3 protein-coding genes are annotated in these 8,935 nt (G+C 47.2%); 2 read left to right on the top strand and 1 reads right to left on the bottom strand.

Annotated elements, in window-relative coordinates:
* Both QUB16_RS23545 and QUB16_RS23540 read left to right on the top strand, forming a co-directional pair.
* On the top strand, positions 1-722 hold a 722-nt coding region (locus QUB16_RS23545; RefSeq protein WP_333319883.1), incomplete at its 5' end, for a calcium-binding protein.
* Between the two features lie 863 nt (positions 723-1,585).
* Positions 1,586-4,969, top strand: coding sequence for a DUF4347 domain-containing protein (locus QUB16_RS23540; protein WP_333319881.1), 3,384 nt, complete (start codon positions 1,586-1,588; stop codon positions 4,967-4,969).
* A 125-nt stretch (positions 4,970-5,094) separates the two neighbouring features.
* Here the strand turns inward: QUB16_RS23540 and QUB16_RS23535 are convergent, their stop codons facing one another.
* The gene (locus QUB16_RS23535; RefSeq protein WP_333319879.1) at positions 5,095-8,847 is read right to left on the bottom strand and encodes a WD40 domain-containing protein; all 3,753 of its coding nucleotides are present in this window, start codon (positions 8,845-8,847) and stop codon (positions 5,095-5,097) included.
* Between the last annotated feature and the right edge of the window lie 88 nt (positions 8,848-8,935).

Raw genomic sequence — 8,935 nt, 5'->3', positions numbered from 1 at the left:
GCAACGATACCATCTACGCTGGCAAAGATAATGACACTGTTGTTGGTGGTGAGGGCGACGACTTGTTGAGGGGAGATCTCGGCAATGATACAGTTGCCGGCGGGCTGGGCAACGACAGCATTTTTGGCGGTAAAGATGACGATATCTTGCTGGGTGAAGATGGCGATGACTACATTTTAGGCAACTTAGGAAATGACACAATTAATACCGGAAACGGCAACGATATTGCCTTTGGCAATGAAGGTGCAGACCTAATTTTCGGCGACATCGGTAACGATACCCTGTACGGCGGCAAAGAAAACGACAGTCTCGATGGCGGTGAGGGCAACGACTTGCTGTTGGGTGGCAATGAAAACGATGTGCTCTTCGGCGACACCGATAACGATACGCTTTACGGTGGTAAGGGTAATGATATCCTCAGCGGCGGTGCTGGGGGCGATTTCCTTTCCGGGGATGTTGGGGACGATACTTTGACTGGAGGTTCGGGAAATGATGTGTTTTTCCTAAATCAAAGTTTGGGTAGCGACATCATTAATGATTTCCGCAAGGGTGAGGATTTAATTGGGTTGAATCCTGGTTTGAGTTTCAATCAACTCAGTATTACTTCCAGCAACAATCAAACTTTGATTACTGTGACGGACACCAATCAATTGTTGGCGAAGCTTAACAATATTACCCCCGGTATTCTCACCGCTAGCGATTTCACTCAGGTAACAATCTAACGGCCTGGGCTAGGGTGGGCCATAAGCCGCCCGCCCCTACGCAAGGCTGTTTCATTCTCTTGTAGGGGCTGCCCCCGTGGCTGCCCCAATCTCTGAAACATGAGCAAATCGTGGATGGGGAGGGTAGGCACTCTTAGCACTACAAGAGTCAAAATCATCGTTTTCTTGAGAATGAAACAGCCCTGCCCTAGGGGGGCTACGCCAACGCAGAGGAGCGATCGATCTGATTCTTTTCAACAGCGATGGGTAATAAATCTTGTTTATTGCCGATCGCCCACACCTAGAATGAGGCACATCCGTCTATTGCACTCCTGAGCTGGCTAGCCAGCTCAGGAGTACCCGAATAAAGCAAGCTTTCTCAACACTCAATTTCAGATTTGTGGTAAGTTTTGGCCAGCTATAAAAAAAGTTAAATTAATCAATTTTTTAGGAGCAATTATCCTGGTTTTCCCTAATGTGAATGTATCAGGTAATAGCTAGAGAGATTCTCAGGAATTCGGCACCCCAGAAAATCTTTTATGAATTTTACCTGACTTAGGCTTTCAAAGGGTTTGATCCACTACTTATCTCGCTAATGGTGTGCATTGCCAATCTACAGAGAGAGGTTCCCCGTGCCGGACTACTTACATTACATCCTCTGCAGTTAATTGCTAAAAAAATCGCAACTTTCACACAGCTTAAGCGGATTTGGGAGATAAGTCTCGGATTTCACTTAGGGATAAAATTCAACTTTTTCGCTAAATTTTCATCTCCCCGATGGATCGCCGAGGTTTTAATTCTCCCTACTGCCTTCTGCATCTCTAGCCTTCTGCTTTCAAGGTGAATCTACCAGCAAATAGTAAACATTCTCATGGGTATGCGAAATGAGTTCAACTTTTGCCACCAACATGGATTCACAATCTGTTCTCCACAATGCTGGTTCTAAATCTCTTGTCTTCATTGATCCCGACTTAGATGACTATCAAACTCTTGCCGGTGGCGTGCTTCCCGGTGCAGAGATTATCATTTTAGATAAAAATGGTAACGGAGTCGAGCAAATTACTGCGAAACTGCAAACAATTTCTGCTGCGGGGGAAACTGTAGACCAAGTTCACGTTTTTTCTCACGGCAATTCGGGCAGCTTGCAGCTAGGTTCTGCAACGCTGACTTCGGATAATTTATCACAATATGAAAGCCAGTTGCAAGGGTGGCGAAATGCGCTAAGCGACAAAGCAGATATTGTGCTTTACGGTTGCGATGTTGCGGCGGGTTCGGGAAGCGATTTTGTCGATCGCCTGGGCGAGTTAACCGGGGCTGATATTGCGGCATCTAGCGATCGCACTGGCCGCAGTGGTAACTGGAATTTGGAGTTTGCCAAGGGCGATATTGAAGCACCGCTAGCCTTGACTCCAGAGGCAATGGCGGATTATCAAGGGACTTTAGCAACTATTACCGTTACCAACAATAATGATAGCGGGCCGGGTTCCTTGAGAAATGCGATCGCCTCCGCAGCAGCCGGCGATACCATTCAATTTGCCTCCACTCTTGCGGGCCAAACAATTACTCTCACTTCCGGTCAACTTGTCATCAACAAAAACTTGACAATTGATGCAGTTGGTGCAGCCAATTTAACCATCAGTGGCAACAATACTTCGCGGGTTATCCTCACAGAAGGTTTAACAAATGTTACTCTAAAAAACCTGATTGTTGCCAACGGCAAAGTTTCGGGAACCGATCCGAATAATGAGACAACTAGCAGCGGAGGTGGCATTAAAACTGGAGGTAACAGCACTTTAACTTTAGAAAATTGCCAACTCAACAATAATGTTGCCGGTTTTGGCGGCGGCATTTATACAGGCTTCAAGAGTACCACCAATGTGACAAATAGTACCTTTGATGGTAACGATGGGCGATCGGCTAACAGCGAACGAGGTGGCGGGGCGATCGCCACGAAAAGCGGGGGTTCTCTCACCGTCAAAGGCTCTACTTTTACTAACAACAAAGGTATTAACGGTGGGGCAATTAACCACCTTTTAGGCAACCTAACCGTCGAAAATTCTACTTTTTTAAATAACGATTCTACCGCCGGGGGAGCCGGAGCAAATACCAGTGGTTATGGCGGTGCAATTTACACCGACGGTGCTAATGCTTCCGGTACAAACAGTACACATGGACCTGTCGGTGGTACGATCGCCATTCGGAACAGTCGCTTTGAGGGCAACAAAGGCGCAGGGCAAGGCGGCGGGATGTTTCTCTTTGTATATCCCCCAGACAAAATCATTGTTGAAGGCAGTACAATAGTCAACAATCAAGTCGTCAAAAGCAGCAACGGCGATGCTTTAGGCGGCGGCTTACGAATTGGTAACGGCGAATTCACAATCAGCAACACTACTTTTTCTAACAATTTAGCGCAGAGTCAAGGCGGTGCTTTATGGGTGGGAGAAAAATCCCCTGGTACGATTATCAACAGTACCTTTGCAGGAAATAAAGCAGAGGATGCTAGCCGTAAAAGTGGTTTGGGCGGCGCAATCATGTTGAGCACTCCTGAATCTATTAGCATTGTCAACAGCACTATTGCTAAGAATTCAGCGGGATTTCAAGGCGGGGCATTTTGGGGTGGTGGTTCGCAAACTACTCTCAAAAATACGATTGTTGCTAACAATACAGCAAATAATGGTGGCAATTCTTGGAATATCAAACAAAATGCCGGTAGCAGCAAATTTAGTGATGGCGGTGGGAATTTTCAATGGCCTGCCAAAAATCCCAATGACTCCAGTGATTTTAATGTAACAGATGCTGTGACTATTGCTGACCCTAAACTGGATGTTTTGCAAACTATTAACGGTTTCTCTGTCATGCCGTTGCTAACAGGAAGTCCGGCAATTGATAAAGGTATTGCTGCTGGCGCACCAGCTACGGATCAACGCGGCATAGTTCGCCCTCAAGATGGTGATAATAACGGAAGTTCGATCGTGGACAGCGGCTCTTTTGAATTTAACCCTACAGTCACGCCGACTCCAACTCCGACTCCCACTCCAACTGAGACTCCGACTCCGACTCCGACTCCGACTCCCACTCCGACTCCCACACCGGAACCGACTCCGACTCCCACACCGGAACCGACTCCGACTCCCACACCGGAACCAACTCCCACGCCCACACCGGAACCCACTCCGACTCCCACACCGGAACCCACTCCGACTCCCACACCGGAACCCACTCCGACTCCCACACCGGAACCAACTCCCACGCCCACACCGGAACCGACACCAACTCCGACGCCAACTCCGGCGGCAGATGATTGCCTGCTTGATGACCTCAACGCCCCGCAACTCGACTCTGCCACAATCACCCCCAACCCCGTCCAACAAACTATCAACGGCGGCGACACTACCGACTTCATCATGGGCGGTGTCATCAACGAGTCAATTAACGGACAAGCCGGCAACGATACTCTCTACGGCATGGGCGGCAATGACAACATTGACGGCGGCGCAGATAACGACTCAATCTTCGGCAATGAAGGCAGCGATTTCATCTCTGGCAGCCCTGGCAACGATACCATCTACGCTGGCAAAGATAATGACACTGTTGTTGGTGGTGAGGGCGACGACTTGTTGAGGGGAGATATCGGCAATGATACAGTTGCCGGCGGCGTTGGCAACGACAGCATTTTCGGCGGTAAAGATGACGATATCTTGCTGGGTGAAGATGGCGATGACTACATTTTAGGCAACTTAGGAAATGACACAATTAATACCGGAAACGGCAACGATATTGCCTTTGGCAATGAAGGTGCAGACCTAATTTTCGGCGACATCGGTAACGATACCCTGTACGGTGGCAAAGAAAACGACAGTCTCGATGGCGGTGAGGGCAACGACTTGTTGTTCGGCGGCAATGAAAACGATGTGATCTGTGGCGACATCGGTAATGATAGCCTGTACGGTGGCAAAGGTAATGATATTCTCAGCGGCGGTGCTGGGGGCGATTTCCTTTCCGGGGATGTTGGGGACGATACTTTGACTGGAGGTTCGGGAAATGATGTGTTTTTCCTAAATCAAAGTTTGGGTAGCGACATCATTAATGATTTCCGCAAGGGAGAGGATTTAATTGGGTTGAATCCTGATTTGAGTTTCAATCAACTCAGTATTACTTCCAGCAACAATCAAACTTTGATTACTGTGACGGACACCAATCAATTGTTGGCGAAGCTTAACAATATTACCCCCGGTATTCTCACCGCTAGCGATTTCATTACTCTGTAGTTATTATAGCAATCCTCGCATCATTTGTGAATTTCTTACTCCCTCCCCTTGGTCAGGGGAGGGTTGGGGTGGGGTAAAAAAATTACGACTCCTGCAAGGATTGCTATAATAAAGCGGACTGGATACTATTCCCTTCCAATACGATCGCACAAATGTCTATCTTCCTCCTTCACCTCAGCATTTGTCCGCAAATAATCGCGCACGCGATCGCAACCATCAGCCAACAAATCCACTTTCAAAACTCGCTCCACATCCCACAAAATCAGCGTATTATCCTCACTCACAGAAGCCACAAATGACCCATCCCCACTATACGCTACCCCCCGAATCGCCGCAGAGTTACCTCTGAGCGTCGTTAATTGGGTACCGTCAAGCTTCCAAAACTTCAGCGTATTGTCTACACTACCAGAAGCAATAATATTACCATCCGGGCTAAACGCCACCCCCCATACCGCGGCCAGATGACCTTCCAGAGTTCTCAGTAACTTACCATCCACAGTCCAAAGCTTAATCGTATTGTCCCCGCTGCCAGAAGCCAGAAATTTACCGTCAGGGCTAAATGCCACCCTCCACACAGCAGCAGTATGACCTTGAAAAGTTCGTAGGGGCAGTGCCCCCGTGCCTGCCCCATCAAGCTTCCACAGCTTCACAGTACCATCCCCTCCTGCCGAAGCAATTAGCTGACCGTCAGGGCTAAATACCACCTGCCAAATAGGAGCATGATGTCCTGTCATAGTATGCAATAAAGTACCATCGGGCCGCCAAAGCTTGATAGTATTATCTTGACTTCCAGAAGCAAGAATTTGACCGTCAGGACTGAAAGCCAATCCAAAAACCGTAGCGTTATGACCTACCAAAGTTGCGATCGCTTTTCCGTTTCGAGTCCAGATATTCACCTTATTATCATTTCTGCCAGAAGCAATTAACTGGCCATCGCCACTCATGGCAACAGCATAAATCGCAGCGTTTTCTACAGTGAAAGTCCTCAACAATTTGCCTTGCCGACTCCAAAGCTTAGTCGTACCATCCTCGCTGCCCGTAGCAATTGTAGAACTATCCGAACTCAGTGCGATCGCCCAAATCCCCGCTTTATGTGCAGTAATCATCGTTCGCAATGGGTTTTGACTCTGCCACAGCCTCACCGTATTTTCTGCACCCGCCGAAGCAATAAAACTGCCATCCGGGCTCCAAGCTATCCCCCAAATCGCAGCAGTGTGACCTCTCAATGTCGTCCGTTCTGTTCCGTCAAGATTCCAGAGTTTTACAGTTTGATCCCGACTTGCAGAAGCAAGAGTCTGACCATCTGGACTGAAAACAACTTCCGATACTACAGCAGAATGACCTTCAAGCGTTCGTAGGGGCAGCGCCCCCGTGCCTGGCCCATTAACTGTCCAGAGTTTCACAGTTTTGTCTCCACTTCCTGAAGCCACAATCTGACCGTCTGGACTAAACGCCGCTGCAGATACCACAGAAGTATGACCCCGGAAAGTTCGTAAGGGCAGTGCCCCCGTGCCTGCCCCGTCTTTGTTCCAGAGTTTCACCGTTTTGTCTCCACTTGCCGTAACAATAGTCTGACCGTCTGGACTGAAAGCCACTGAGGGTACCCCAGCAGTATGACCCTGGAGAGTTCGTAGGGGCAGCGCCCCCGTGCCTGCCCCGTCTTTGTTCCAGAGTTTCACCGTTTTGTCCATGCTGGCAGAGGCAATTGTTTGACCGTCGGGACTAAACGCCACTGTCCAGATACCAGCAGTATGACCCTGAAAAGTTCGTAGGGGCAGTGCCCCCGTGCCTGCCCTATCCAGTTTCCAAAGTTTTACAGTTCCATCATCACTTCCTGAAGCAAGAAACTGACCGTCCGGGCTAAATTTGACAGACCGAACGATCGCCTGATGACCTTTGAGTGTTGCTATTTGCTTTCCGTCCCGCCGCCACAGTTTAATAGTTTTATCCACACTTGTTGAAGCAATAAACTTACTGTCCCGACTAATATCAATTCCAATAACAGCCGCTTTATGTCCCGATAAACGGTTGTATTCAGCCGCTTCATAAACCGCTTGACGCAATACATTGATAACTCGATTTTCAATATTTTTATCCGTCTTGCCTAAACTTTGTAGTCGGCGCTTAGCTTTAATTGCTTCTCTTAGCGCATCCAATCGACGATTAGAGGCAAACAGTCCCTCCGAGGAAGAAACCAGCGCTTCAATTTCACTCATCCGAGCTTCGCGCTCACTAATAACGGCTCGGCGATACTGAAAATAACTTGTTACTCCTAAAGCACAGGCAAGCAGCAGTGCCATACTCACAGAAAATAGTAAAGCCCTCTGTCGTTTTACTGCTTTTTTTTCTTGAATTAATCGCATTTGTTCCTCTGCCAGTCGCGCTTCCACTTCTTTGGTGCGTTCTGCTTCTAAAGCTTGTTGAACTTCTCGCCTATCTAGTTCGGCACTAGCAGCTAAGAACTGATAGTCTAGGTTACTCAAGCTTTTTTCCTGCGCCCAGATTTGACCATCTTTTAAGGCTTGTCCCCGCAAAAGTCGGGAAAAATCTGTTTGTTGTGAAGCAACCCAAGCATCGAAGGTTTGGGAGTAGGGGCGCAGTTGCCCTAATTGCTTCTCTACCCATTCCAGGTTAAAAACTTCAGCATAAACCCTGTTTCTCACCTGTAAATAACCATTATTTTTGACAACTAATCCAGATAATAATAGTTCAATTTGTTCTGGTGAGTCATCAGTTGATACTCCTTCCGCTCTTTTGCTCAAAGGTAGAAATCTTTCATTTCCTTGTAGGGGCAATTCCCCTGTAGTTGCCCTATAAAGATTTGGGTCAGGCACGGGGGTACTGCCCATAGAGTCCTCTTCAAAGTCCCACAATGAAACAGAACCGCTGGTTAAGGGGGGATTAGATTGTAAAATTTGCTGGTAGATGCCGAGTAATCTGCCCGCGCGTTGTTCGTTGCGAATAATCCGCTCCTTTATGGTTTTTAAATGTTCCGGCTCATCCTGAGATTCCCATTTATTGATGATATTTTCTCGCACTAAACGAGCTACCCAAAACTCTTCTGTTCCGGCGGGAATTGTTACTACCTTTTGCGGTGTAGTTTGAGTTGCTATGTAGGCTAAATAGCACAGTTTTTGCGTAAGAAATGGCTGCCCAGAAGTCCAAGCCAATATCTGTGTGAGAATAGCTTGAGAATTATTGACTACACTTGCCAATCCCGCCGCCAATGGCTGGGCTTCTTCGAGTTCAAAACCTCGTAAATTTATGGCTCGACCAATATTAAAAGGAGTTCGTTTTTTATCAACAATTAAATCGCTAGGGGTTGCTACTCCAAATATTGCAAAACTAATACGATTATATGCTGGATTAATTGAGCGTTGATTATAGCAAAAGCGAATTAGGGCAAAAAAATCATCGACAGGGAACTCTAGACTGAGAACACTGTCAATTTCATCAATAAATATAATAATTTTTTTGTCAGGAAACTTGGCTAACAAAATATCTTCAATAAAATGACTCAATCTTTGCAAAAATGATACATCTTCTTTATCTCGCCACCAGGTTTTTAGGTTAACTTGCCCTAAAAGATTGAAGCCGCGCCACAGTTCCCCAATCATGCCTTTATACCATTGTAAGGGAGTGATATTTTCGCTACCGATGCGGGTCATGTCGATCGTGCTGCATTGAAAACCTTCTGCTTGCAGTCGGTGCAGGGTACGGACTAAGAGAGAAGATTTGCCCATTTGCCGGGAGTTAAGAACGTAACAAAATTCGCCAGCTTTTAAGGCTTCATAAAGTTCGGAATCTGCTTGCCGCACTACGTATGTAGGCGCATCACTGGCGAGACTGCCACCAATTTGGTATGTTACCTGGGTCATGCGGTTTATGGGTGGGTTTAAAGCTGAGTATGTAGGGAATTTATTTAGAGGTAAGGATGTGGTGCTGGAGCTTCATTATAATATAATA

Origin of the sequence: Microcoleus sp. D3_18a_C4, assembly GCF_036702415.1 — a bacterium.
Taxonomy (GTDB): Bacteria; Cyanobacteriota; Cyanobacteriia; order Cyanobacteriales; family Microcoleaceae; genus Microcoleus.
The sequence above is the reverse complement of the archived record's forward strand: the minus strand, read 5'-3'. Positions and strand labels throughout refer to the sequence as shown.